Source organism: Pelosinus sp. UFO1 (assembly GCF_000725345.1).
GTDB lineage: Bacteria > Bacillota > Negativicutes > DSM-13327 > DSM-13327 > Pelosinus.
On the sequence record NZ_CP008852.1, the window covers coordinates 1,731,670 to 1,757,297 of the forward strand.

Sequence of the window (25,628 nt, forward strand, 5' to 3'; positions counted from 1 at the left end):
AAAATAATGAAATCAATTGATGTAAGTCAGGCAATCGGTATGATCTTAGGGCAAGATCTTACTCGTGTTGTACCTGGGGAAACGAGCGGCGTAGCTTTTAAAAAAGGTCATATCATTAAGGCAGAAGATATTTCTTTAATGCGCAGCATGGGAAAAAATAACGTATATGTTATGGAATTTGGTGAGGATCAAGTTCACGAAAATGATGCGGCAGAGCAGTTAGCCCTTTTAGTAGGGCATAAGGAATTGCTGCTATCAGAAGCTGCCGAAGGTAAGGTCGGGATACGGGCACAGTGCCATGGTCTACTCAAGATAAATACGGAGAAATTATTTGAAATTAATATGTTGGAGGGTTTATCCCTTTCTACCTTGCATAATAATAGCCTTGTGTGTGTGAATGAATTAGTCGCTATTGCAAAGATTATCCCTCTGGTTTTACCAAAGAAAACAATGGATCAAGCAAAAGAAATATGTATAGATGAAGAGCTAATCCACATTATACCTTTTACTGCGAAGAAAGCAGGCTTACTGATCACAGGAAACGAGGTATATTATGGTATAATAAAAGATAAATTTGAAGCGGTAATAAAAAAGAAGTTTGCAGATCTGGGCAGTGTAGTAACAGAAACAATATTTTTACCAGACGATGAAAATTTAATTGCAGAAACGATAAAGACATTGGCAGTTAAAAATGACATTGTGTTTGTAACTGGCGGCATGTCGGTCGATCCTGATGACGTGACATTAGCCGGTGTAAAAAAGGCGGGGGCAGATGTAGCAGTGTATGGCACACCTGTTTTACCAGGTGCTATGTTTATGACGGCCTACTTAGGTGAAATACCTGTAATCGGTATTCCTGCATGTGGTATGTTTAGTAAAGTAACGGTGCTTGATGTAGTATTGCCCCAAATATTAATCGGTGAGCGTATTACGCGCCAGTATATAGCTTCCCTAGGACATGGTGGTTTATGTCGCCGTTGCGAGAGTGGCTGCACGTATCCTCATTGTTCATTTGCAAAGTAAAAGGAGTGGAATTATGGGAGAATTTACTCATTTTAATACCAAAGGCGAGAGTCACATGGTGGATGTTAGTGCAAAAGATATAACCTATCGGCAAGCAGTAGCTCGTGGACAAATTTTTATGGAAGTAGAAACATTAGAAAAGATATATGACAGTCAAATTGCTAAAGGGAATGTTTTGGAAGTAGCACGCCTAGCGGGTATTATGGCGGCAAAACAGACGCAGCATTTAATACCTCTTTGCCATCCTTTGCCGATAAGTTCTGTTATGATCAGTTTCACCAAAGGGGAGGCTTCTGTCATCATTGAGGCGACTGTTAGAGTGAGTGGACAAACAGGTGTTGAAATGGAAGCTATGACAGCCGTTAGCATTGCGGCTTTGACCATATATGACATGTGTAAAGCCATTGACCGTTCTATGGTAATATCTAATGTTTGCTTAATGAAAAAAGAAGGCGGTAAAAGTGGCCTATTTGAGAGGGAGGATGATCCATGTCTGCAAAAATAGCTGCTGTTTGCATTAGCAAAGAAAAGGGTGTCCGCAAGACGAATATCGGTGAGGCTACTCTAATTCCCAACTGGGGCATGGAAGGTGACGCCCATGCAGGGAAATGGCATAGACAGATTAGCTTACTCAGCGTAGATAGTATAGAAAAAATGCGGGAAATGGGCAAGCAAAAAGGCCTAGACTTAGTTCCGGGGGATTTTGCTGAAAACCTTACTACAGAAGGCTTGGAGCTTTTCAAACTACCTGTAGGTACCTACCTTAAAGCTGGTGAGACATTATTAGAAGTGACCCAAATTGGTAAAAGTTGTCATCATGGCTGTGAAATATTTAAACAGGTTGGCCAATGTGTTATGCCGAAAGAAGGTATTTTTACCCGCGTACTTGTTGGCGGTAAAGTTAAGGCAGAGGATTCAATTACACTTTGGCAAGGGATACCAGTAGGTATTATTACTGCCAGCGACAAAGGTGCTAAAGGTGAACGGGAAGATACCAGTGCCAAAGAGATCGAAAAACTTATGCCTGAGATTCAAGGACAGGTTATTGATTATCGTATACTGCCGGATGATCAGGATGTATTAGTAGAAGCTATGACGGAGATGGTAGATCAGCTTGGTGTAGGTCTTTTGCTTACTACTGGAGGCACTGGCTTTTCCCCCAGAGATGTAACCCCTGAAGCGACTTTGCGTGTGATTGAAAGAGCTGTCCCTGGCTTACCGGAAGCCATGCGACGAGAAAGCTTTGCTATATCCTCAAGAGCAATGTTAAGCCGAGCTGTGGCAGGTATTCGCGGTAAATGTCTCATTGTGAACCTGCCAGGCAGTCCCAAAGCAGTACGGGAATGTCTGCAAGTCATTTTACCTGTACTGCCTCATGCCCTAGACATCCTCCGTGGCACGGGTGGTGAATGCGGACAACCAGGAACAGGTAAAGGTATATAATAGAGGGATAGAAGTATAGATTAATCCAATATATAATAAAATACTCCTAAACAGATTTTGTTTAGGAGTATTTGTTTTAATTGTGGGGAAAGTAGGATATTAAAAACAGGAAATTGACAGAGGGGGAACGAATAAATTTCATATAATATATGTACGAGAGCACATCAGGAGGTTAGAAATAGTGAAGAGAGAAGTAAAACGGTCTGTATGCCCTTATGACTGTCCCGATGCCTGTGGACTTATGGTAGAAACGTTCGAGGGTAAAGCGATAAGAGTTACGGGAGATCCAGATCATCCTTATACAAAAGGAACCTTATGTCCAAAAATGAATCATTATGAAAAGACAGTACATTCGCCAGAGCGGTTGACTCACCCCTTATTACGTACAGGACCTAAGGGAACAGGGGAATTCAAGGCGATTAGCTGGGATGAAGCAATGCATCATATTAAGGATCATTGGCAGAAGATAATTGCTGAGTATGGAGCCGAGTCTATTCTTCCTTATTCCTATGCGGGGACAATGGGGGTGGTACAGCGTAATATTGGAGAGGCTTTTTTTCATCGTTTAGGAGCTTCTCGCTTAGATAGAACAATTTGTTCATCTGCTAAAGGATATGGATGGTCTACTGTAATGGGCTCAAGCCTAGCACCCCATCCTCAAGAAGTAGCAGCAAGTGACTTAATCATTCTTTGGGGGACCAATGTGCTAGCTACGAATATCCACTTGCTTTATTATGTTCGAGAAGCAAAAAAAAGGGGTGCGACTGTCTGGTTAATTGAGACTTATGAGACGCCGGCAGCTCAAGTTGCTGATAAGGTGATCATAGCGCGACCTGGTACTGATGGGGCCTTGGCCTTGGGGATGATGAATGTCTTGGTGCGTAATCATTTGGTTGATGAGGACTTTGTTAGGCAACATGTACAAGGCTTTGAATCGTTAAAGGAAGAAGTTCTACCAGACTATTCAACTGAAGTCGTAAGTGAAATTACGGGAATTGATAGCACTACGATAGAAGAAATGGCCATATTATATGGGAAAGCGCAAGCGCCTTTTATCGTCATGGGCAGTGGGATGTCACGGTATGGTAATGGTGCCATGACAGTTCGTGCGATTAGCTGCCTTCCAGCGATTGTGGGAGCCTGGGCGAAAACAGGGGGAGGCCTTTTATCAAGCGTTGGTACCGGTGGTGCCTTTGCTATGGAAACCATCACTCGGACAGATTTTATTAAAGAACCGACTCGAAGCGTAAATATGAATCAATTAGGTATGGCCTTGCAGGAATTGAATAATCCACCAATTAAGAGTATGTATGTATATCATTCAAATCCTGCAGTTGTTACTCCGGATCAAAATGCAGTAATAAAAGGACTTTTGCGAGAAGATCTATTCACTGTAGTTCATGAAAGATTCATGACAGATACGGCCCGTTATGCCGATATTGTGTTACCGGCAACTAGTTCACTAGAACATGCGGATATATATCGTTCCTATGGACATTACTGCGTACAAAGGGCCTATTCAGTCATCCCTCCAGTGGGAGAAGCAAAGTCAAATTGGGATGTATTCCGTTTACTAGCTGAAGCAATGGAGTTTAAGGAGCCTTTCTTCCAGCAGACTGTAGATGAAATTATTAACCAATTAATTGACACACCGAATGCATGGCTTAAAGGTGTAGACATGGATAAATTGCAGAATGGTGTAGCAGTAGAACTACCATTGCCTCCTAATTACAAAACAATATTTAAAACTCCTTCAGGAAAAATAGAAATATTTAATCCGCGGGAAGAGGAGCCTCTTCCTAGGTACAATACATCACATGGTGATGATGCCCCTTTTTGGTTTATGAATGCTCCCGGACTGTATTCTCTTAATTCTTCATTTAATGAACGGCCTGACCTTTTGGAAAAAAGGAAAGACATGTATTTGATGATGAACCCCCGTGATGCTTTAAATAAAAAACTACAAGATAAACAAGAAGTCATCGCCTATAATGAACGAGGAGAAGTTACCTTTATTCTTGATATAACACCAAAAGCTCCCGTTGGTGTAGTGGTGGCAGAAGGAATCTTTTGGATTAAAGATACTCCAGGGCAGCGTTCTGTGAATGCCTTGACTTCTCAGCGTCTAACAGATAAGGCGGCTGCTAGTACTTTTTATGATACAAAGGTTGACGTCCGCGCTAAATAAAAAAATGTAAAAATACAATCCTCCAATATATTATTGGAGGATTGTATTTTATTTATTGAACTTTCATATAATAAATAGGAATTTTGGTAATAGTTAACCTTACGTTAGAATAGATTAGATTAACACACTTATTTACAGGCAAATTGACATAAGTAAGGAGTGATGGTTATGAGGACCCTGTTTAAAGAAAAGATAAGTAGATTTGGCTCACTGATTAGTTTATTGACGTTAACCACTATGTTAACGTTATTTTCTCTCTTTATGCCAGATCTAATAGCAACTCCCTCTGGAAGAGTTTTTGTGGTTTTATGGGCTGTGATCGCGATTGTAGCATTTATTGCCCATGCGAGAGGATTAAGAGTAGGGGTTAATAAACGTTATAGTGCCCACAGTATTATGAGAAAAGAAGAGCGCACCCTTAAAAAGGGGCGCCCTCAACGCTTAGTGCGTGGATTATAGTTAAATTTTAATGGAAGATAACACATCGTCTAGGTTGTTGAGTAAGTTGTTAATATCGGCAGTTGTAATAACTAGAGGCGGTTGGAAAGCTAATGTGTTGCGATTGGGACCATTTTTCCCAACTAAAAATCCTCGGTTTTTCATTTCCTCTAGGATAAAATCTGTTTCTTTCATAGCTGGCGTTTTGTCAGCATAAACTAATTCTGCGCCGATCATAAGACCTAGACCTCGTATATCTCCGATAATTCGATATTTTTGCTGTAAAAGAGTAAGACCATCTTTTAAAACTTTACCAAGTACAGCGGCTTTAGCGGGTAGATCATTTTCTTGAATATAACGTAAGGTAGCTAGACTAGCGGCCGCTGTCACTGGGTTGCCCCCTAAGGTAGAAGCACCAGGACGAGTGTATATGTCGGCAATCTCGGCTCTAGCGGTAAAGGCTCCAACAGGTGTACCGTTTCCAAGTGCTTTTGCCATTGTCATTATGTCAGGTTCTACATTATAATGTTCCATGGCAAACATCTTTCCAGTACGACCAAAACCTGTTTGTACTTCATCGATGATGAGTAAAATTCCGTAGGCATCTAAAATAGATTTAACACGTTTAAAATAATCAGGTGGTGGAGTAACCATTCCACCATTTCCTTGAATAGGTTCGGCGAACATAGCAGCTACTTTTCCGGAAGTAGCTGTTTTTATAATGGTTTCAATTTCATTGGCGCAAGCTAAATCACAAGATGGATATTTTTTGTCATAGGGACAACGATAGCAATAGGCATTAGGTGCAAAACTAATCCCCCCAACAGGATTAGGATCTGTACGCCACATACTCAAACCTGTTAAGCTCATTCCAAGTTTTGTGCGACCATGCAAACCCTGGCGCAAACTAATAAATTCAGAGTTTCCAGTATATAAAGTGGCCAAGAGAGCGGCCCCCTCATTGGCTTCGCTTCCAGAACTGCAAAAGAATGTTTTTTGCAATCTTCCTGGTGTTATGTGAGCTAATTGTTCAGCAAGATTCACAATGTTTTCGGTTAGGTAAATAGTGCAAGTATGCTGTAGGGTATTGACTTGTTCGCAGATTGCTTTCGTAATCTCAGGATTGCAGTGACCGCAATTAACGACGGATACACCAGCAAAACAATCCAGATATTCTTTCCCGGTGGAGTCATACAAATATTGCATTTCACCACGTACTAATTGCATAGGATGGTTATAAAAATGATACACGCAAGGGATTATATATTGGCTTTTTTTACGTAAAATTTCTTCAGATCCAATATAAGTATTCAAATATATCTCACCTTTCCATTTTTATAGAACAAAAACTATTAAAATTACTTAGATAGGCGATAGCGGAAACTGCCGACACCTAGTTCTCTAGGGCTTATTGTAGTAATTTTTTCTAATTGACTCATATCAAATTGGTAGTTTTCCTGTTGAGCTGTTAATTTATCCAATTCCTCGCGGTAAACTCTTGTAATAGCTCCTACTACGTCAGCGGTATAGTATTGCCCTTCTATGCGATAATTTTGGACAGCAGTTAGGGAAACTAGGTGGGGTAGTAAGCATAAATCTTTAGCAAATAAAAGATTGCTTCTGCCATATTGATCTACCATAATAGGATGTTGCTGTCCTGCGGTATCGAGTAATGCATATTGTTTTGTATCTAAAGCTGGGTCATAGCTCTTTTCGTATTGGTCGTTTAAAATGGCATCGGGTATAGAATGGTCTGTAATCATTGCGGGTATTGATCCGTGGACAATAATTTCTAAAGGAAGTTGGCTTTTTTCTGTCAAATGAATGACTTGTTCATAGGTAGCTTCAAGAGATATTGTAGCTTTTTTTACATCATTATTTCTAAGAAGTTGAGTTGTCATGTGATTAAATACATTAAATGAAAAATCAGTTTGTATTGGGAAGTTCGAGAGTTGTCTTGCCATGGTCAAAGATCCAAGGTTACCAACCATTACACCATGAGGTTTTAACTTGCTAAGAGCAGCGAAAAATTGCTCTAGTTCTTCACATTCTCGTTCCATTGTAATACGAGGAGTAGTAACTATAACTTTTGCATTATATTTCGTAGCTTCTTCTATGGCTTCAGATATGGATTGTAATGTCCAGGGAAGGGCTGGTTTGGCTGATTCTCCACCAATATATATGATATTAGCTCCATTTTGGCAAGCCGCACGCAAGGAAGATAAATCAGCAACACGGACACTTAATGTAGGCTTAAATGGTTCACTAGCCTTTGGATCTTGAACTGGTACTGGTCTCTTGACTACGGTTGTCATATCGGCTTCTCGCACAGCTTGGCTAAAGAAACGGGGCTCCCGTTTACCGCTATAACCGATCGCTGTGGCACCTGGATTGCCCAAGGCATAACAAGTAGAAAAATCTCTGGACCGACTGTTTTGTAATTCTTCCCAGCCCTGTTGATCTAAGGTATAACCTGTTGGATCAGCAATATAACGATCAATGGCTTTGCGGTATGTTTTTACGATACGGCTTACAAAATCAGCAGTACGCATACGTCCTTCAATTTTGAATGAGCGTACGCCAGCTTGTATGAGTTCAGGCAATTTGGGGTATAAACACATATCTTTCATGGCTAGTTTATAGGGACCAGGATCTTGGTCTGTAACAGGGATCCCTGTTGCTGCATCCACCAATTGATAAGGCCAGCGACAAGGTTTCAAACAACGACCACGGTTAGAGCTTTGTCCAAAAACGACACCTGATTGTATACATTGGCCACTGTGAGAAATGCACATATCACCATGAATAAAATATTCGACTTCTATGCCAGTACGCTCTTTCAAGAGGCTAAGCTGAGAGAGAGACATTTCCCGGTTTACGACAACACGAGTAATTCCATACCCTTGTAAGGTACGCACAGCGTGTTCGTTGTGCGTATTCATCATAATGGATGCGTGCAGGGGAACGCTTAGCTTCATTTCCCGTGCCAACTCCAAAATAGATAAATCCTGTACAATAAGTGCATCCGGCTTAAGCTCATCAAGCAGACTAAGATAAGAACGCATCTTATCAATTTCCCGGTCACTGATTAGGTTGTTAACCGTAACATGTAGTTGTACATTGTGATTATGGGCATATTCGATAGCCTTAGCCAGCATTTTATCATCAAAATTAGCGGTTGTTTTAAACATGCGCATATTGAATTGTTTGCCGCCTAGATATACAGCATCTGCTCCGGCTTCAATAGCGGCTTCTAATACATCCCATGTACCGACAGGTGCTAATAATTCAACAGAGTTTCGTGTTAATAGCATTTTTTCATCTCCAACAATTTTAATAAGGTGATTTATTGAAAAATTTCAGCTGCTTCCTGTAATAAATCTTCCGGTAAGCTGATATCTAAATTTTCTGCAGTAAACTGATTCAACAAAATCTCTGGTGATTTTACAATATCAACAGGAATCGTTTTTACCTCTCTACCATGTAAAATCATTTCGGCTTTTACTGCACATTCCTTACCTAGTTGATAGTGGTTAGCTACCAAACCACCTAAGGCACCATCCGATATGTTAGGGGTATGAGAGGCAATAATAGGTACTCCAATGGTATCTGTATAATAAACAATAGTAGCAAAATTTTCTTCTACAATCCGTCCAATTGGCAAAAATAAAGCATCTAAACCTGATGGTAAGATATCAGGAAGATTGGATAAATCCTCAGAATTCTCAATGGCAATTTCTACTAAGCGTATGGTAGGATGAACTACTTTGCGGAAGTTTGCTACTTCAACCATAGAATTTGTATCTTTTGTGTGATAAAGTATGCCTACGGTTGTTGCTGTAGGCAGTAAACGACTGATAAAAAGCATTTTGTCTTCTGCTTTAACCATACCGGCAACTCCTGTTGCTTTACCGCCAGGTTCTGCCAAACTATGTACAAGGTTCGCGCCGATAGGGTCAAATACAGGTGTAAATACCACAGGAATATTTGCTATAAGTTTTACAGCAGCAGTAGCCGCGGGCGTCGAGCAGGCAAATATAAGATCCACTTTTTTTTCAGCCAATTGATTGGCTAGTCCTGGAAGTTGATCAATATTTCCGTCAGCGTTTAGATAATGAAACTCAGTTTGAATACCGAGTTGTGCAATCTCAGATTTAAAACCATGCACTGCATCGTCTAAGTTTTGTGTAAGTTGCAGAATGCCTATATTATACAATTGATAACACCTCTTTAAACATTTCTAACCACTATAAATTCAACAAATTATGAGTAATACCTGCGAAAGATTGTGAAAAAATATCCTAATTTTCGAAAAAAATATATTATATTGTTAGATTAAGAGGGAAAGTAGTAAATTTCAGTAAGGAATGTTATTTCGTTATTCCATACTATAAAGTATAATGAAAAGGAACTTTTCTATACAATTAGTTTTCTGTCTTCGGAAGGGTGTGAAAATATGAAGCAACAACTACAGCATTCGAATAATAAACCATTTGTACATTTACATGTTCATACAGAATATAGCTTATTAGATGGTGCTAGCCGTGTTAACGCTTTAGTAAAGCGGGCAAAGGAATTGGGTATGCCAGCCATTGCAATTACAGATCATGGCACTATGTATGGCGCTATAGAATTTTATAAACAAGCAAAAAAACAAGGTATTAAGCCAATTATTGGCTGCGAAGTATACGTGGCTCCTCGCTCTCGTCAGGAAAGAACAATGGTGGAGGGAGAAGCCTACTATCATTTAGTACTTTTGGCGGAAACGGACGAGGGCTATCGTAATTTGATTGAGCTTGTGTCACGGGCCAATACAGAAGGTTTTTATTATAAACCAAGGGTGGATAAGGAACTACTCAGTATCTATAGTAAAGGGCTTATTTGTCTAAGTGCCTGTATTGCAGGAGAAATCCCATCTTGGTTGTTAAAAGGAAATATTGATACTGCAGAGGCTTTGATTCAAGAGTATATTACCATATTCGGCAAAGATAACTTTTTTTTGGAACTACAGGATCATGGAATACCAGAACAAAAAAAGGTAAATAAGTTCTTAATAGAGATGGCCGAGAAGTTTGGTGTTGGCTTAGTAGCTACTAATGACTTACATTATATTAATAAAAAGGATGCGGAATGTCATGATGTGCTGTTATGCATTCAAATGGGTAAGACGGTAGATGACACAGCTAGGATGAAGTTTTCTAGCGATGAATTTTATCTGAAGAATTTCGATGAAATGTCCCAGTTATTTGGAGAACATCCAAAAGCCTTGACAAATACTTGTCTTATTGCTGAGCGCTGTAATGTAAATCTAGAGTTTGGGAATTTGTATTTGCCTGAATTCCCCGTACCAGAAGGTCTTACAGCAGATGAGTACCTTGAGCAGCTATGTAAAGAGAAATTAGCGGAACGTTACAGCGATATCACACCTGAGGTACTAGAGCGTCTTGCATTTGAGCTAGACGTGATTATAAAGATGGGTTTTGCTGGGTACTTTTTAATTGTGTGGGATTTTATTAATCATGCTAGGCAGCAGGAGATTCCAGTCGGACCAGGCAGAGGGTCAGCAGCCGGTAGTATTGTGTCTTATTTGCTAGGGATTACCAATATTGATCCTATTGCCTACGGATTGCTGTTTGAAAGGTTTCTAAATCCTGAGCGGGTCACCATGCCCGATATTGATATTGATTTTTGTTATGTGAAACGCGGTAAGGTTATCGAATATGTATCGGAACGATATGGGGCTGATAAAGTGGCCCAAATTATTACCTTTGGAACGATGGCAGCAAAGGGAGCTATTCGCGATGTAGGGCGGGCTTTAAATATGCCTTATGGAGAAGTCGACCGCATTGCTAAAATGGTGCCAAATGAACTGGGCATAACTTTAAAACGTGCCTTGGAAATTAGCTCTGAATTTCGGACAGCTTATGAAAGCGAAGCAATGGTGGGAAAACTTTTGGATTTGGCCATGGCAGTTGAAGGTTTGCCCCGGCATGCTTCTACCCATGCAGCTGGGCTCGTAATTTCCAAGGAGCCTTTGACTCATTATGTGCCACTGCAGAACTCAGCCGAAGGTTTTCTGACGACCCAGTATGATAAGGATAAAGTAGAAGAGCTAGGCTTATTGAAGATGGACTTGCTCGGCCTTAGAACCTTAACTGTCATTGGCGATACGATAAAGCTAGTGAAGGAAAGTCAGGGCATCAAAATAGATATTGATAAGATCCCTTTTGATGATCCTAAAGTAAGTGCTATGTTGACGAGTGGGGATACGGCGGGAGTCTTTCAATTAGAGTCAAGTGGTATGACTGCTTTAGTTAAAGACTTAAAACCGGAATGTTTTGCAGATTTAATTCCTTTAGTCGCTTTATATCGGCCAGGTCCTTTGGGAAGCGGCATGGTGGAAGACTTTATTAATGGACGCAACGGTAAAAAGCAAGTGACTTACGTACATCCTTTACTAGAGCCTATCTTACATGACACCTTTGGCGTTATCCTATACCAGGAACAGGTTATGCAGATTGCGTCTGTTATGGCTGGTTTTACTTTAGGTCAAGCTGATCTTTTGCGGCGGGCGATGGGTAAAAAGAAACATGATGTACTAGATGCTCAGCGAGAGAACTTTTTACGTGGCGCAATGGAGCGGGGCATTGAAGGAAAAATGGCGGGAGAAATCTTTGACTTAATGGCCCATTTTGCGGATTATGGCTTTAATAAATCTCATAGTGCGGCTTATGCCTTAGTTGCTTATCAAACAGCCTATTTAAAGGCAAATTACCCCCAGGAATTTATGGCGGCGCTGCTATCTAGTGTTATGGGGACAAATGATAAAATAGGCTCTTATATTGAAACTTGTCGCCAAATGGGAATTGCTGTATTGCCGCCAGATATAAACGCGAGTCAAAGCAGCTTTAGTGTTGATGGTTCTGGGATACGCTTTGGTTTGGCCGCAGTAAAAAATGTAGGGGAGAATGCCATTCAAAATATGGTAGCTTCCCGTGATGCAGATGGAAAGTTTGAATCATTAGTGGACTTATGTACAAGGGTAGATATGCGGGTTATTAATAAGCGTGTTATTGAAAGTTTGATTAAATGTGGGGCTTTTGACTCATTAGGGGCAAGACGTTCCCAGCTGCTAGCTGTACTGGATCGTGCTGTCGATATGGCTGGGGTAAGACAAAGGGATAGAGTCAGCGGGCAAATTGGACTCTTTGGTGAAGAAACTCTAAATGAGGCAGATGAACTTATCTTGCCTGATATTCCTGAAATTCCAAAAGATCAAATACTAGCCTTAGAAAAAGAAATTACTGGTTTTTATGTTACAGGGCATCCTCTAGATGCTTATCGGGATAAGATGAATCATTTTACACCATTAAGTGAGCTTGTTAGTGGTGAGTATGGAGATGGTAAGTCAGTAAAAGTAGCTGGTCTTATTATGAATGCAAAACGCATTACGACTCGTAATGGGGATATGATGTGTTTTATGGTCCTTGAGGATTTTACAGAACAGATGGAAGTAATCGTTTTTCCAAGAATATTTGACAAGTTTAGTAAAGTTTTGCTGCCCGATATGCCTGTAAAAGTAAGTGGACGTCTAAATATGAGTGAAGATAAGGCGAAAGTAATTGCGGATGATATTCAGCTCCTTAGTGATACAGAAAATATAGAAGTACGGCTTAAAATAAGTAAGCTGCAAGAGAGTGGAGAAGTGTTTGAACAATTGAAACAAGTTTTTAAAATGTATCCTGGTTCATCTGTCGTATTTTTACATCTTATTGACAGCCGTCGTGTTATTAAGACGGAAAAACAATTTTGGATTAAGCCCACTGCCCAAGCAATTGAGGCATTAGAAAATATTATTGGTAAAGGCCGGGTAACGGTTGCCTGACAAAAAAGGACTTGGCCATGGCCAAGTCCTTTTTTTACTTTCCAGTGAGCAGTAGAACAGCGATTGCTGCTCCCTCACGGACATATTGTTTTGTAGTAAGATAAAAGTTGTCAGCCATGGGGGCAGGGGCACCAGTTGCTGATATTCCTTGATTTTGGGCTAGGATAAGAGAACGGCGTATGTGCGAAGCATTCGATACAATTATGGCAGTTTTTAAGTTGTTTTCCTGCATAATCTTATGAGAATTAGCTAAGTTTTGCATTGTGTTAAAGGATTGATCTTCTACAAAAATATGCTCTGAGGGGATGCCATGATTCACTAGATAGTTTTTCATGCTGCTAGCCTCGCTGATAGCTTCGTCTTTCCCTTGTGCGCCACTAACAATAATCCTTTTGGCATAGCCCTCCCTATAGAGTTTAATTCCTTCATCAAGACGTAGACTAAGCATGAGACTAGGATCTTGCCCGATAAGTTTGGCTCCCAGGATGATGATGGTGTCACTGGCAGATGGTTGTGTTAGATAACCAACTGCAATAATTGGGATCTCGATGGATAAAGTTATTATGAGAACTATAAATAGAATATACCGCTGCAACTTTTTCGAGTAGTTCATATTGGCCTCCCAAGGATAATATCACATTGTCTATTATATAATATTGTAAAGGAAAATGTTACATTAGTGCAATGGTAGTAAAAGTTAGTTGAAAATAGGTGAATAATTTTTACTTTTGGCAGAAAACGCCAAGAATTTAGCAGGAATAAAATCCGATATGGAGAAAGCAATGTAGAGATTTGATTTTCATGGTACTATGAGTAGATTAGTAGGGTAGTTTCAAAAATATGGGAATAATAGCAGGAGGAATTATGTGGACTGTAATATATATTGCAACGAATCGAGCTCAAGCTGAAAAATTGAAGAACTTACTATGTACAGAGGGAATTTTGGCCAATACAAGACAAGCCGGTGTTTCGTCCGTTGTTGGTGATGGTATATATGAAATATTAGTACTGGAATCAGAAGCAGATGAAGCACATGCAGTTCTTTGTCAGCATGCGATAAAATAAAGAAAACTAAGATTAGGTAGAGGTATTAACTTATCTAAATCTTAGACGCCCTTATCCAGGGGCTAGTTCCTTTTAACTCCCACTGTAGAAGATAGGGGAGTATAAGAGCGACTTAGTACCGGATTCATTGTATTATATGTTTTAAAAATTGTAGGAGAGTGTACAGCGTGCTAAAAAAGACGAAAATTATTTGTACATTAGGACCAAGTACAGATAAAACAGGTATTTTGGAAAATTTGCTGGTAGAAGGTATGAATGTTAGCCGTTTTAATTTTTCCCATGGATCTCACGAAGAACAAGGTAAACGTATTGAAATGCTGCGTGCCGCTAGCAAAAAACTGAATAAAACAGTAGCCTTATTATTAGATACCAAAGGGCCAGAAATACGTTTGGGTAAATTTGCTAGTGGGAAAGTTCACTTAACAACAGGACAAGCATTTACATTGACGTCAAAGGAAATCTTAGGGACAGTAGATAGGGCATCTGTTAATTACAGCTTATTACCGCAAGAGGTAAATGTAGGTAATACAATTTTATTATCTGATGGCTTAATTAGTTTACGTGTAGACGCTGTCCAGGATGATGAAATCGTTACTACAGTGCTAAATAGTGGCGATATTAGTGATCGGAAAAGAGTAGCAGTACCTGATGTAAGTCTTAATATGCCCTTTTTATCAGAACAAGATGAGGCAGATATCTTATTTGGTGTTAAGCAGAATATGGATTTCATTGCGGCATCTTTTGTGCAAAGAGCAGCTGATATCTTGGCAATTCGTAAATTACTGGAAAGTGTTAATGCCCATATGGAGATTATCGCTAAAATTGAAAACGCAGAAGGTGTTAGAAATATCGATGAAATCTTAAAAGTTGCTGATGGCATCATGGTAGCCAGAGGTGATTTAGGAGTAGAGATTCCAACAGAAGAAGTTCCAATTGTACAAAAACGTTTAATCGATAAATGTAACAAAGCAGGTAAACCGGTAATCACTGCGACCCAGATGTTAGAGTCGATGATGGTGAACCCTCGCCCTACGCGAGCAGAAGCGAGTGATATTGCCAATGCCATTTTGGACGGTACAGATTGTATTATGCTAAGTGGAGAGACTGCATCAGGGGATTACCCTGTTGAAGCCGTGAAAACTATGGCTCGGATAGCTATACGTACGGAGGAATCGTTACAATATAGATCCATCTTACAAGCTAACGGTGTAATGCTGCAAAATACGACTACAGATGCGATTAGTCATGCTACCGTGCAGGTTGCTTATGAATTAAACGCGGCAGCTATTATCACAGCTACAGAACACGGCTATACAGCTCGGATGGTATCAAAGTATCGTCCGCAAGCTCACATTGCAGCTGTAACGCCAAATGAAAAAACGATGAGACGTATGATGCTGTTTTGGGGTGTACAGCCCATAATGGGAGTAGCAACAAAAAATTCTGATGAGATGGTACAAAATGCTATGAATAGAGCAGTCGAACACGGGGTGGTAAAAGAGGGAGACCTGGTGGTAGTTACTGCTGGAGTTCCAGTGGGTATGTCTGGTACTACGAATATGATTCGGGTACATGTTGTGGGTAATATTTTGCTTCGCGGGGTAGGTATTGGACAATGTTCCGTAACTGGTAAGGTTTGTATTGCCCATTCGATTAAAGATGTTAAAAACAAGTTCCAGCCAGGGGACATTTTAGTTGTAACGGGTGTGGATGAAGAAACAGCAGTTTATGCGGCAAAGGCATCAGCAATTATCGCTGAAGAAGGGGGACTAACTTCAAACGCGGCTATTGTAGGTATTAGTGTTGGCATACCTGTTATAATTGGTGTTGATGGTGCAGTAGAACGTTTAACAGATGGATCATTAGTTACAGTTGATGGGTCAAGAGGGCTTATTTATCAAGGCGAAATAAACGCTAGATAGCGAGGCTATCAGATAGATAAGTTTTCCCGGAAGAAATTGCTGTCGTACTGCCATAAGTCACTTATAAGACTCTGGGTTTCTAGAGTCTTATAAGTGTATAGTAAAAGACTATTATTGATGAGCGGAGGGTGTTACTATTGTTCTGGGTGGCATCGACAAGCACTATTGTAATCATGATATGTATTTATTACTATTGCCGGAGAACAACTTGGAAAATTAAATTGCTTACATTCCGGATGCATAAAGTGATCAATAAATCGCAGCAAAATAAGAAACAGGTTCAGCGATTATTAAAAGAGATATATATGCTTCTTAATAAAAGCATAGGAAGTCATGATCAGGTAACTGCTTATAAATTAATTGATTTACTTAAATTAGCTTTTGGTTATGGAATGATGCGTCAAGATGAGTCAGTTCGGCTCATGGCAGTTAGCGTTGCAGCATTGAACAAGGGAAATCCTGATACGGTAAGCTTTATTTTAGATGCTTTTAAGCCATTAATTCGTCAAATAGCGCCTGAATTTGTTCCTAGTGCAGCAGAACAGTTAACATTAATTGGTGCAATTGCTTTGAAGAAAAAACAGAAATTTTTATTCGCAAAAGTGGCAGAATGCATTTTTCTAATAATGGAAAGACCAGATGCTACTGGGGATAAAAAAATAATAACATCAGTTATTGAAGCCCTTAAAGTAATTGGGGTCTTAAGTCTTAGACGCCGTGATATTGCCTTATTTCGGGAAATAAGTATACGTTTATCTAGTTGGTTTAATGGAAATCAAGTTACCGTAGATATTACGGAAAATTTAATAACTATGTTATCAGCTTGGCTGCATCGCATTATTGGATTAAATGAAACAGCTCTATTTGATATTCTAGAGGAATCTTCTTATAGTTTGGTAAAATCTAACGTGTTACTTGAAACTAAGCTAGATTTATTATTTGAGGAATGGGGAAATCTTGCAGCATCTGCTTGTTTAAACCCGAATAGTCAAATAGCTGGCCGAATTATAGACGTTTTGTTTACTCTAGCTAGTATGAACGATGATAGTAGGCGTTGGCCAAGGACGATATCTATAGCTGGGCGAGTTGCAAAGTTAGCAGTCTCACGCCATGGCATTGCTGTGGCATTTATGTCTTTTTACCCTATGCTAGAAATGGGGAGAAAGTTATTATGGTCAGAATTAAGATTTGTTCAGTGTATTGATGAGTGTAGACAAGAGATGTTATTTGCAATTGTCAGGGAGTCCTTATTGATTATTTCATTTGCTTCGAAGCAGGATTTGGTAGGATCTTCAGGGCAAACGATTGTTGATCTTTATAAATGCTGGGTAGAGAATCCTGCAATGGCGGGAAAGCAGAAATCAATTAAAAAGTATTGTCAGTTGCTACTGCTTTTTTGGTTAAAGGATAAAAGAAAGGTTAGAAAAAATCTACCTCATAATAATGATCTTACAGAGCCTATGTTATTTTCTGATAGTGAAAGGCAAAGATTCAGAATATAGAAAAATAACATAAGAAAAGACTTGGCTTGCGCCAAGTCATCGGACGCAGGCAGAAGCCTTAGTCGTTCTTACTTGGAATCAAGAAAGTGTTATACTTTCTGATTCCGTGAAAAAAATCCGGGTATTTTTTATACACCGGACTTTGGTTTTGATAATTTACTACCTGTCAATAATAAGCTGATAACTGGTATGAATTTGCCAATTTTTTTAATGAAAATTGCAAAGGTTAGACTAATAATGACAGTTGTTAAATAGAACATAATTGTGGTGGGGGCTGTCATTAATAAATTGCGGACAGACAAGTAACTGGCTAAATAATACATGACCAAAGGATGAACTAGATACACTACATAGGAGTGTTCACCTAGGCTGCCAAGCAGCTTTTGGATTCCTTCTGGTAGTCTGTCTTTACTAAAAAGCATAAATAAAAATACTGTACTAGATAGCGTATATAATATGCCGATAGGGCTAAGTTGATGATCAGTATTGACGGCAGCTTCAGGTGTGTAATTCAGAGTATACACTAGATAATAATAAAATAGTAACATCCCTGCTAAGCTAATAGAAAAGAATGTTTTAATATAGGATCGATAGCATTTGATTGCTTCTTTGAATTTTACATATTCTACGGCGCAAACAGCGCCGAATAGAAAAATAAATACGTAATGGAATATCCAATAACTTGTACGATGAAAGATTAATTTATTTAGATAATGATTAGAAAAATTTGCGTGTAGTATATAACTTGAGTAATAATTAAAAAGCATTTGTAGTAGCAGGAGTATGCCTAAATTGCGGATTGGATGCTTTATTATACTCCTGACTAGAGTACGCCATAAGGGCATAAATGTGTAAAACCATAATAGAATGACTAGAAAATAGAGTTGATAAGAAGCAAGACCGAAAAAAGCAAACTCATAAAGGAGAGGAGGATGCCATATCATGGTATCGCCACTCACGAAGGTGTAGTGAAGCATATATAAGATAGACCAAACTATGTAAGGTAGTAACACCGTGCGGAGTCGTCTGATAAGGAAACTACTATAATTGAGCTTTGCTGTAAGGTCTTGTGTGATAAATAAGCCAAAGGCCGATACGAAAAAGAAAATCGGAACGCTGAAACGCGTGATAATTTCTAGTAAAGCAAATAAATGAATGTTTACTTTAGGATTGCTTAGGGAGTAAGCTCCCGTATGAATACCAATTACGCCAAGCATAGACACGCCGCGTATGTATTCAATGGCCATTATTTTTTCTCTAGACATTGTTAAGTTCCTTTCTACTGAGAAATTTAGAAATTTTAATCCTGAAAATACTTTATTCGTAATTAGTCAGCATTTTCCTGCTTGTCATGAATAACTAACGAGAATAGAGTATTTCAAAATACATATTAATTAAATTTTTAGGAGGATTATTATGAGAGAATTAGGATTAGTAAATGGTAATTTGGTTGATATGAGTGATAGCTTCATACCAATGGAAGATCGTGGTCATCAATTTGGAGATGGAGTTTATGAGGTGACGAAAGTATATAATGGTCGGTGTTTCGCTTTGAGACCACATTTGGATCGATTGTATCAATCCTTGCGTGCTATAAGAATTCCTGCTACTTATACTTTCGAAGAATTGGTCGAGTTTCATGAGTTGTTGATAAAAGAAAGTGGTATTACAGAAGGAGCCATTTACTTGCAGATTACTCGAGGCGTTGCACCACGCGTACACTCTTTTCCGGAGCAAGTTGTACCATGTTTGACCATGTCTATTCGTCCTAGTAGTCCAATAAATCCGGAATTTAAAGAAAAAGGTGTTAAAATTATATTAATTCCAGATGAACGTTGGCTGCGTTGTGATATTAAGTCTTTAAATTTGCTGAGCAATGTGCTGGGGAAACAACAAGCAAAAGAGGCTCACTGTTTTGAAGCTGTTATGGTGCGAGGCGATCACGTTACGGAAGGCACTAGCAGTAATTTCTTTGTTGTAAAAGATGGAGTGATTTGGACTCATCCAGCTACGAATTTAATCTTAAAAGGTATCACACGGTCAATTATATTAGAAAGATTAGCAAAGGATTTGGATTTGACAATTTTAGAAAAACCTTTTGGTGTGGCTTTCGTAAAAGGAGCAGAGGAAGCATTTTTATCCGGAACGAGTACAGAAATCATGCCAGTTACTTCCATCGATGGAGTTGCTGTGAACAATGGTTCTGTTGGGCCTATTACGCGAAAATTACAATTAGCTTATACTCGTCTAATTGATGAAGAGTGTCATCGTTAGTAGAATGTGATTTAAAACCATGATTCGTCTAGTAGCAGGGAATGGACCCTGCTACTTTTGTGTATAGTAATAGGGAATGCAGTTTGTTTTTTTTAGGGGAGGATGTAATGCATGCAAGAAAAGATTAAGCAATTACCGTACTACCGATGGCTTATTTTTAGCGTAACGGTAATGGGAACTTTTATGGCTGTATTGGATTCTAGTATTGTCAATGTAGCTTTACCTGTAATTGCAGTAAGCTTTGGTGTAGAATTACCAGTAGTCCAGTGGGTTGTAACCGCTTATTTACTCGTCATCTCTAGTTTGTTACCTCTCTTTGGTAAGGTGGGCGATATGTATGGGCGACGTAGAATTTATTTACTAGGATTTAGTATCTTCACGATAGGTTCTTTATTATGCAGTCTTTCTAACGCTGTATGGCTTTTAGTAGCAGCTAGAGTGGTGCAGGCGATAGGAGCATCTATGCTAATGTCTAATTCTCCTGCGATTATTAGTACGACTTTTCCCGGTAAGGAGCGAGGACGTGCCTTGGGAATGAACGGTACAGTCGTAGCCTTAGCCGCTATGGCTGGACCTAGCCTGGGAGGGTTATTGGTAGGCTTATTCAGTTGGCAATCTATTTTTTATATTAACTTGCCCATTGGTATACTTTCTTATCTAGTAGGACATGTTATTTTGCCTGTGGAAGAGAAACATTCAATAGGGACATTTGATTTTAAAGGAGCAGTTTTATTTGCCTTGGGTATGACAGGGTTACTGGTAGTGCTGAGCAATGGGCAGGAATGGGGCTGGAGCTCTTTTATTGTACGCGTAATTAGTATTATGTCTGTAGTGTTACTAAGTGTATTTGTTTGGCATGAGGGTGGGGTAGAGCACCCGATGATTGATTTATCATTATTTAAGCGTTGGCCTTTCTTAGCGGGAAATATTGCAGGATTGTTATCTTTTATGGCCATGTTCTCCAATAATATGTTAATGCCCTTTTATTTACATTCGGTCTTGCTGTTGTCGCCGACAGAGATCGGGTTAGCTATTACGCCGTTTCCGCTATTGATGGCAATTACAGCACCTGCTAGTGGGTATCTATCGGAAAAAGTTAGCCCAGTTGTGCTGACGAGTAGTGGTCTTAGTATCTTAATGTTGGGTCTATTATACTTAGCTACATTAGATGCTCAGTCGGTTATTTGGCAGGTTGCTATAGGCCAGGCTGTGATGGGAATTGGAAATGGTATGTTTCAGTCACCGAACAACAATAGTGTCTTGAGCTCCGTACCTTCTAATAAAGTAGGTCTAGCTAGTGGAATTAGTGCTTTAATGCGTAATGTAGGCATGGTAAGTGGTATTGCAGTTGCAGTGTCTGTATTTGAGAGTAAAAGACAGCAAGAATTAGCTGGTTTAGCTATTCCTGATAATGCAGCTCAACTTAGTGCGTTTTTGTCAGCATATCATGTTGCTCTAGTAATTGGGGCCTGTTTTGCCGGCGTTGGTGCAATTCTCTCTTTGAGTAGAAAAGGGCACGTATATCTAAAAACTACACAGTAAAAATTTTTCTTAGATTTAGCATCTAGGATACATTGTGTATTGGTTTTAGAAGTTGACAAAAATACAGTTTATTACTTATAGTAAGAGTAGGATAAAAGAACTGCACTGGATAAGTGTAGTGTTTAGGGAGGCTAGAAAATGAATCAAATTTGGATGCGAATTTTTTTCATAATGATTGGTGGTAGTATTGTTAAGTATTTATTTGCTTCTTCCCTTGTTTGGGTAGGAATTGATTTGGCTGTTCTCGCAATTTGCTATTTAACTTTAAAGCGATATCCCTTTGTGGATTTGAAAACAAGTATGTTATTTCTTGGTGGCTTAACTGCCGTTTCTGTTTTGACGGATTTAGGGATCATTAGCGGCCTTATTGCCAATGTCATTATACTGGCATTGATGGCATGGATGATGTTTGGACGTAATGGTAACAATGGCCCTAAGAGGCCTCAAAATCGGCATAAGTGGCATAAATAAAGGGGAACCTTATAGATGAACTCAACGTCCAGAATTTTAACACGTACGGCATTGCTGCTGGCTCTTGTGTTGCTGTTTCAATCCTTACGGTTGATGATTCCCATCTCGCCATTTTTATCGACATTTTTAATTGGCAGCTTGATAAATAGTTGTTTGCTAATTGCTGCTGAAATGGTAGGGGCAGGACCGGCTTTAGTGATTGTGCTATTAACACCAGTGGTGGCATATTTTCAACAAGTGTTGCCGCTTCCTATTTTTATTCTGCCTGTGGCTTTAGGGAATGCTATTTATATTGGAATATTTCTAATGGGGAAGCATTGGAAATATTGGATGAGTATTAGTATTGCTGCAGCCTGTAAAGCTGCGTTTATGTATTTTGCTTTTAGTTGGTTGCTTACACTGATAGAAATTCCTGCAAAAATAGCTATTGGATTGCTGTTTGCTATGAGTTGGCCTCAATTTGTTACGGGGTTACTCGGTGGATTATTAGCTGACATTATAAAAAAGCGTTTGAAATTGATGTAAAACAATTTCAAACGCTTTTTTTATAGAAAATTGAACTACAAGATAGTCATGAGTAAGATTCCGTTCGTGCGTAGCCATGTACGATGCTCTTTAAAATTGGGGGAGTATTTCCCGACCTCCCGCCAAAAAGAGTCAGAGTGATTCAGTATGCGCAAATGGCAAAGTTCATGAATGACTAAATAATCAACGACTTCAGGCGGTGCCATAATGATTCGCCAGTTATAATTAACGTTTCCTCTAGAAGAACAGCTACCCCAGCGGGTTTTTTGCTCCTTAATAGTAATACGCTTTGGAGATACCTTAATTGCAGCGGACCAAAAAGTTGTTTTTTCGGATAAGATTTTCGTAGCGGAGTCAATATACCATTCTTTTAATAGCGAGTATGACAGGTTATCCAATTTAGCCGCTGGGAGAGGAGGGAGTTCTAATAGGATTTGATCCTCATCTAGACGCACAGCAGGTTGGTGATTCTCCTTTGTGATAAAGGTAAGGGTATGGGGGATTCCTAAATATAGGATACTAGCATTGTGGCTAATGGATTTGTTAATTGGATTAGATGCCGCAGCTGTTAATTTTGAAATTTGGGTCGTAATCCATTTTGTCTTTTCGAGTATTATCTTTTCAATGTCCTCCATTGGAAAATGTGTAGGGGCAGTAATGTTGAGATGATTTACAGACGTTAGCTTTAACTGAATGGATTTACGGTTTTTCTGGTAACGGATAGTATAAGTAATTGGCTGGTTTTCAATAAGAATTGTATTCATAGAATTAGAATTAGACATTGTAAAGAGGGAATCCTGCAAAAAAAAAAGCTTTCAATTTTTTTAAAAAATTGAAAGCTCTAATATACTGGTGCCGAAGGCCGGACTCGAACCGGCACGTGGAGTACACGTCTGATTTTGAGTCAGGTGCGTCTGCCAATTCCGCCACTTCGGCACGTTTTAGGTTGAACTCTTGGCCCAACAAACAATATATTAACATAATAGATAGTTATTGTCAAGTTTCTAGTTTTAGAAAAACAAAATAAAAAAGACTTTAACACAAAAATGTAAAGTCTTATAAAATACTGGTGCCGAAGGCCGGACTCGAACCGGCACGTGGAGTACACGTCTGATTTTGAGTCAGGTGCGTCTGCCAATTCCGCCACTTCGGCACATTTTAAGTTTTACTATCAGGTGGTGGCCCACCGGACAAGTAGTATATTATCATGATTCTAATAAAGAAGTCAAGAAAATTTTTTATAGAAGAAACATAAACAAAAAAAATCTTGATAACAATTAGTATAAATACACAATTATAGGGAATAATTGTACCATATATGGAAGAACGAGGAGGATGTAAATAATGGCAACGAAGATGGGGCCTTTACCCATAAAAAAGGTTATGTTTAATAGTAAGGTTGCTAATAATGATGGAGAATATGAGTTTATTATTGATTGTGAATCTGTTTATTTTGATGTAGGGTATGACAATGAAGGCAATTTGCAGTTTGTTGACCAGTATTTTTACACGGAACGTCATTCCCATGGGGATATAAATTATGCCTTAGAGGAAGAAGATTTGCTAAGTGTTGATGATACTGATTTCCCGGTGAAGAGTTATTTGTTAGCGAAGCAGGAACACGGGAACGAATGGTTGCGTTTTCATGCAGTGGTACCAAAAACAGTTGATCCTGGATATTTTCACCAAAAGTACCTTGGTGAATAAAACTAAATTTATATTTTGATTGTATCCTATTTTAGAGGTGGTTTAATAACCACCTCTTTTGTTATTTGTAACGTATTTAAAATGTAATTATATGGAAAATGATATAAAAAATGTAATAAAATGGTAAAAAAATAAGACAATTAGAACTAGAACATTTTGCAATGCAGTTATAAATGTCGAATGAGGTAACAAAGAGAATAGAGGAGAGACTTGTTAAATCAAGGGGGAGCAAAAAAGGGTAAGGATATTCGACAGTAAATGCTTGTTTTCCTTAGTATTATGTCGCAATTTTACGAAAAGAACTTAGTCTAATTTAGCAGGAGTTACAATTATTTACAAGAATATTATGTATCACTTTAATAAAGTAGAAAAAGGGAGATGGCGGAATATGTATCTGGCAGCAGCTTCTCAAAATAGAGTAGTACACTTAGTGAGAGAAGATGAATACAAAGAATATTTTGAGTCAACAACAAACGGAATTTTACACTTGGATAATAACATGCGGATAAAAAGCTTGAACCGTGAGGCAGAAAGAATCGGTGGTGTAGACCGTTCGAATGTAATAGGAAAGCGGGTAGAGGTTGTATTTCAAAAGTTTGGTGATCAGTTTTTAAAGATTTTTGATACCTCAGACTTTGAAGATATTAAAACATCGAATCTTAGTTTGAAGGTGAATGAACAGGTTATTTACGTGCATACAGATGCGTTAAAACTCACGGATTCATCAGGCGTATTCAATGGTATGATTGTCATTCTGCAAGATGTATCCGCAGTCAGGGCAGCTATAAAGCAAATACAGACTACTCAGATGCTTGTTTCATTAGGTGAATTAGCTGCTGGGGTAGCCCATCATGTACGAACTCCGCTAACCACAATTAGTGGATATTTGCAAGTAATGTTAGGGCGTATTGATGATGATAAATATACGGTACGTCGTGATGTATTAGAAACTTTATTAGGTGAGGTCTCCTATATCAATGATGTAGTAAAAGAGTTGATTTTATTTGCAAAGCCTCCAGTACAAAAGGAACCGGATGTTGATATTAATCGTTTGCTGGAAGATGCCCTTCGACTAGTCTTTAAAGAGATAGGCGGAGAAAAGATTGATATAAACAAAGAATTAGTAAAAAATCTTCCTACCATTATCGCAGATAACAATCTTATTAAGCAAGCTGTGATGAATATTATGCAAAATGCTATAGAATCTATGGATGGAGAAGGGGTATTAGGTATAAAAACCTGGATGAATGCAGAGCTTAGTATGTTAGTAATTGCAATCAATGATACTGGGGCAGGGGTAACACCTGAGATAATGTCTCGAATCTTTGAACCTTTTTATACTACTAAATTGGACAGGGTAGGATTGGGACTGCCGATTGCTAATCGTATTATTGTGGAGCATGGTGGGTTTGTTAACGTTAGCGCAGGGGAAAAGGGTGGCACAAAAGTACATATTTATTTGCCAATCGTTGATGATTGCACAAATCGTCTAGCAGTAATACATCAACAAATTTTAAACTTACAATAGGGATAACAAGTTGAACTACCTTTTTTATAATAGGAATTTTTTATCCTGTCATATACACAGAGCATTCTTCATATACGTTTATTGTTGTTTAATTTTTAATGAAGAAGGGATGTCT

General features: G+C 38.9%; 21 protein-coding genes and 2 tRNA genes. 15 read left to right on the plus strand and 8 right to left on the minus strand.

Going from position 1 to position 25,628, the window contains the following annotated elements; all coding sequences use genetic code 11:
• Positions 1 to 6 precede the first annotated feature (6 nt).
• The 5 genes from UFO1_RS07860 to UFO1_RS07880 all read left to right on the plus strand — a co-directional run bounded on the left by UFO1_RS07860 (position 7) and on the right by UFO1_RS07880 (position 5,113).
• Positions 7 to 1,023, plus strand: a complete 1,017-nt coding sequence (locus UFO1_RS07860; protein ID WP_038669882.1) for a molybdopterin-binding protein — start codon at positions 7 to 9, stop codon at positions 1,021 to 1,023.
• Positions 1,024 to 1,036: 13 nt separating this feature from the next.
• Positions 1,037 to 1,528 carry a cyclic pyranopterin monophosphate synthase MoaC gene (moaC, locus tag UFO1_RS07865; RefSeq protein WP_038669884.1) on the plus strand — a complete coding sequence of 164 codons (492 nt, stop codon included), beginning with the start codon at positions 1,037 to 1,039 and terminating at the stop codon, positions 1,526 to 1,528.
• Positions 1,513 to 2,466: an MOSC domain-containing protein gene (locus tag UFO1_RS07870; protein ID WP_038669886.1), complete on the plus strand. Its 954-nt coding sequence runs from the start codon at positions 1,513 to 1,515 to the stop codon at positions 2,464 to 2,466. The genes moaC and UFO1_RS07870 overlap by 16 nt, the downstream gene beginning before the upstream one ends.
• A 181-nt stretch (positions 2,467 to 2,647) precedes the next feature.
• Positions 2,648 to 4,654: a molybdopterin-dependent oxidoreductase gene (locus UFO1_RS07875; RefSeq protein WP_051788858.1), complete on the plus strand. Its 2,007-nt coding sequence runs from the start codon at positions 2,648 to 2,650 to the stop codon at positions 4,652 to 4,654.
• A 168-nt stretch (positions 4,655 to 4,822) separates the two neighbouring features.
• Entirely contained in the window at positions 4,823 to 5,113 is a 291-nt protein-coding gene (locus UFO1_RS07880; RefSeq protein ID WP_038669891.1) for a hypothetical protein, read from the plus strand.
• On the opposite strand, the gene UFO1_RS07885 is transcribed toward UFO1_RS07880, so the two are convergent.
• Genes UFO1_RS07885 through UFO1_RS07895 form a run of 3 tightly spaced genes read right to left on the minus strand, consistent with a single transcriptional unit; the run spans position 5,114 to position 9,308 of the window.
• On the minus strand, positions 5,114 to 6,406 hold the full coding sequence (locus UFO1_RS07885) for an aspartate aminotransferase family protein (RefSeq protein WP_038669893.1): 1,293 nt from the start codon (positions 6,404 to 6,406) through the stop codon (positions 5,114 to 5,116).
• Between the two features lie 44 nt (positions 6,407 to 6,450).
• Entirely contained in the window at positions 6,451 to 8,406 is a 1,956-nt protein-coding gene (locus UFO1_RS07890; RefSeq protein WP_038669895.1) for a peptidase U32 family protein, read from the minus strand.
• 32 nt (positions 8,407 to 8,438) lie between these two features.
• Complete coding sequence (locus UFO1_RS07895) at positions 8,439 to 9,308, minus strand: ABC transporter substrate-binding protein (RefSeq protein WP_038669897.1); 870 nt, start codon at positions 9,306 to 9,308, stop codon at positions 8,439 to 8,441.
• A gap of 240 nt (positions 9,309 to 9,548) precedes the next feature.
• Here UFO1_RS07895 and UFO1_RS07900 point away from each other — a divergent pair, with 240 nt between their 5' ends.
• On the plus strand, positions 9,549 to 12,977 hold the full coding sequence (locus tag UFO1_RS07900) for a DNA polymerase III subunit alpha (RefSeq protein ID WP_038669899.1): 3,429 nt from the start codon (positions 9,549 to 9,551) through the stop codon (positions 12,975 to 12,977).
• 34 nt (positions 12,978 to 13,011) lie between these two features.
• Here the strand turns inward: UFO1_RS07900 and UFO1_RS07905 are convergent, their stop codons facing one another.
• Positions 13,012 to 13,590 carry a YdcF family protein gene (locus UFO1_RS07905; protein WP_038669901.1) on the minus strand — a complete coding sequence of 193 codons (579 nt, stop codon included), beginning with the start codon at positions 13,588 to 13,590 and terminating at the stop codon, positions 13,012 to 13,014.
• A gap of 251 nt (positions 13,591 to 13,841) precedes the next feature.
• Here UFO1_RS07905 and UFO1_RS07910 point away from each other — a divergent pair, with 251 nt between their 5' ends.
• From UFO1_RS07910 to UFO1_RS07920, 3 genes are all read left to right on the plus strand, one after another.
• Positions 13,842 to 14,042 carry a DUF2007 domain-containing protein gene (locus tag UFO1_RS07910; protein ID WP_038669903.1) on the plus strand — a complete coding sequence of 67 codons (201 nt, stop codon included), beginning with the start codon at positions 13,842 to 13,844 and terminating at the stop codon, positions 14,040 to 14,042.
• Positions 14,043 to 14,200: 158 nt separating this feature from the next.
• Positions 14,201 to 15,964 (plus strand): pyruvate kinase, encoded by a 1,764-nt coding sequence (pyk, locus tag UFO1_RS07915; RefSeq protein WP_038669905.1) that lies wholly within the window; start codon positions 14,201 to 14,203, stop codon positions 15,962 to 15,964.
• 236 nt (positions 15,965 to 16,200) lie between these two features.
• A complete protein-coding gene (locus UFO1_RS07920; RefSeq protein ID WP_236639416.1) occupies positions 16,201 to 17,466 on the plus strand; it encodes a hypothetical protein in 1,266 nt (421 codons plus the stop codon).
• Positions 17,467 to 17,594: 128 nt separating this feature from the next.
• On the opposite strand, the gene UFO1_RS07925 is transcribed toward UFO1_RS07920, so the two are convergent.
• The gene (locus UFO1_RS07925) at positions 17,595 to 18,731 is read right to left on the minus strand and encodes an acyltransferase (protein WP_038669909.1); all 1,137 of its coding nucleotides are present in this window, start codon (positions 18,729 to 18,731) and stop codon (positions 17,595 to 17,597) included.
• Between the two features lie 151 nt (positions 18,732 to 18,882).
• Here UFO1_RS07925 and dat point away from each other — a divergent pair, with 151 nt between their 5' ends.
• The 4 genes from dat (at position 18,883) to UFO1_RS07945 (ending at position 22,278) form a co-directional block, all read left to right on the plus strand.
• Positions 18,883 to 19,740, plus strand: coding sequence for a D-amino-acid transaminase (gene dat, locus UFO1_RS07930; protein WP_038669910.1), 858 nt, complete (start codon positions 18,883 to 18,885; stop codon positions 19,738 to 19,740).
• Positions 19,741 to 19,851: 111 nt separating this feature from the next.
• Positions 19,852 to 21,282 carry an MFS transporter gene (locus UFO1_RS07935; protein ID WP_038669911.1) on the plus strand — a complete coding sequence of 477 codons (1,431 nt, stop codon included), beginning with the start codon at positions 19,852 to 19,854 and terminating at the stop codon, positions 21,280 to 21,282.
• A 138-nt stretch (positions 21,283 to 21,420) separates the two neighbouring features.
• Positions 21,421 to 21,753, plus strand: a complete 333-nt coding sequence (locus tag UFO1_RS07940) for a hypothetical protein (RefSeq protein WP_038669913.1) — start codon at positions 21,421 to 21,423, stop codon at positions 21,751 to 21,753.
• 15 nt (positions 21,754 to 21,768) lie between these two features.
• Positions 21,769 to 22,278: a hypothetical protein gene (locus UFO1_RS07945; protein WP_038669914.1), complete on the plus strand. Its 510-nt coding sequence runs from the start codon at positions 21,769 to 21,771 to the stop codon at positions 22,276 to 22,278.
• Positions 22,279 to 22,313: 35 nt separating this feature from the next.
• Here UFO1_RS07945 and UFO1_RS07950 read toward each other — a convergent pair whose 3' ends face one another.
• The 3 genes from UFO1_RS07950 to UFO1_RS07960 form a co-directional block, all read right to left on the minus strand.
• A complete protein-coding gene (locus UFO1_RS07950; protein WP_236639358.1) occupies positions 22,314 to 23,060 on the minus strand; it encodes a M48 family metallopeptidase in 747 nt (248 codons plus the stop codon).
• 68 nt (positions 23,061 to 23,128) lie between these two features.
• Positions 23,129 to 23,214: transfer RNA gene (locus UFO1_RS07955), tRNA-Leu, on the minus strand.
• Between the two features lie 131 nt (positions 23,215 to 23,345).
• Positions 23,346 to 23,431, minus strand: a tRNA-Leu gene (locus tag UFO1_RS07960).
• A gap of 191 nt (positions 23,432 to 23,622) precedes the next feature.
• Here UFO1_RS07960 and UFO1_RS07965 point away from each other — a divergent pair.
• Complete coding sequence (locus tag UFO1_RS07965; protein ID WP_038669916.1) at positions 23,623 to 23,985, plus strand: hypothetical protein; 363 nt, start codon at positions 23,623 to 23,625, stop codon at positions 23,983 to 23,985.
• Positions 23,986 to 24,373: 388 nt separating this feature from the next.
• The gene (locus UFO1_RS07970) at positions 24,374 to 25,513 is read left to right on the plus strand and encodes a nitrogen regulation protein NR(II) (RefSeq protein ID WP_038669918.1); all 1,140 of its coding nucleotides are present in this window, start codon (positions 24,374 to 24,376) and stop codon (positions 25,511 to 25,513) included.
• The last annotated feature ends 115 nt before the right edge of the window (positions 25,514 to 25,628 follow it).

Coding starts and splice junctions, on each gene's coding strand:
- UFO1_RS07860 (WP_038669882.1), top strand. CDS start 7: ATGAAATCAATTGATGTAAGTCAGGCAATCGGTATGATCTTAGGGCAA.
- moaC (WP_038669884.1), top strand. CDS start 1,037: ATGGGAGAATTTACTCATTTTAATACCAAAGGCGAGAGTCACATGGTG.
- UFO1_RS07870 (WP_038669886.1), top strand. CDS start 1,513: ATGTCTGCAAAAATAGCTGCTGTTTGCATTAGCAAAGAAAAGGGTGTC.
- UFO1_RS07880 (WP_038669891.1), top strand. CDS start 4,823: ATGAGGACCCTGTTTAAAGAAAAGATAAGTAGATTTGGCTCACTGATT.
- UFO1_RS07890 (WP_038669895.1), bottom strand. CDS start 8,406: ATGCTATTAACACGAAACTCTGTTGAATTATTAGCACCTGTCGGTACA.
- UFO1_RS07900 (WP_038669899.1), top strand. CDS start 9,549: ATGAAGCAACAACTACAGCATTCGAATAATAAACCATTTGTACATTTA.
- UFO1_RS07905 (WP_038669901.1), bottom strand. CDS start 13,590: ATGAACTACTCGAAAAAGTTGCAGCGGTATATTCTATTTATAGTTCTC.
- UFO1_RS07910 (WP_038669903.1), top strand. CDS start 13,842: ATGTGGACTGTAATATATATTGCAACGAATCGAGCTCAAGCTGAAAAA.
- UFO1_RS07920 (WP_236639416.1), top strand. CDS start 16,201: ATGCATAAAGTGATCAATAAATCGCAGCAAAATAAGAAACAGGTTCAG.
- UFO1_RS07925 (WP_038669909.1), bottom strand. CDS start 18,731: ATGTCTAGAGAAAAAATAATGGCCATTGAATACATACGCGGCGTGTCT.
- dat (WP_038669910.1), top strand. CDS start 18,883: ATGAGAGAATTAGGATTAGTAAATGGTAATTTGGTTGATATGAGTGAT.
- UFO1_RS07935 (WP_038669911.1), top strand. CDS start 19,852: ATGCAAGAAAAGATTAAGCAATTACCGTACTACCGATGGCTTATTTTT.
- UFO1_RS07940 (WP_038669913.1), top strand. CDS start 21,421: ATGAATCAAATTTGGATGCGAATTTTTTTCATAATGATTGGTGGTAGT.
- UFO1_RS07945 (WP_038669914.1), top strand. CDS start 21,769: ATGAACTCAACGTCCAGAATTTTAACACGTACGGCATTGCTGCTGGCT.
- UFO1_RS07950 (WP_236639358.1), bottom strand. CDS start 23,060: ATGTCTAATTCTAATTCTATGAATACAATTCTTATTGAAAACCAGCCA.
- UFO1_RS07965 (WP_038669916.1), top strand. CDS start 23,623: ATGGCAACGAAGATGGGGCCTTTACCCATAAAAAAGGTTATGTTTAAT.
- UFO1_RS07970 (WP_038669918.1), top strand. CDS start 24,374: ATGTATCTGGCAGCAGCTTCTCAAAATAGAGTAGTACACTTAGTGAGA.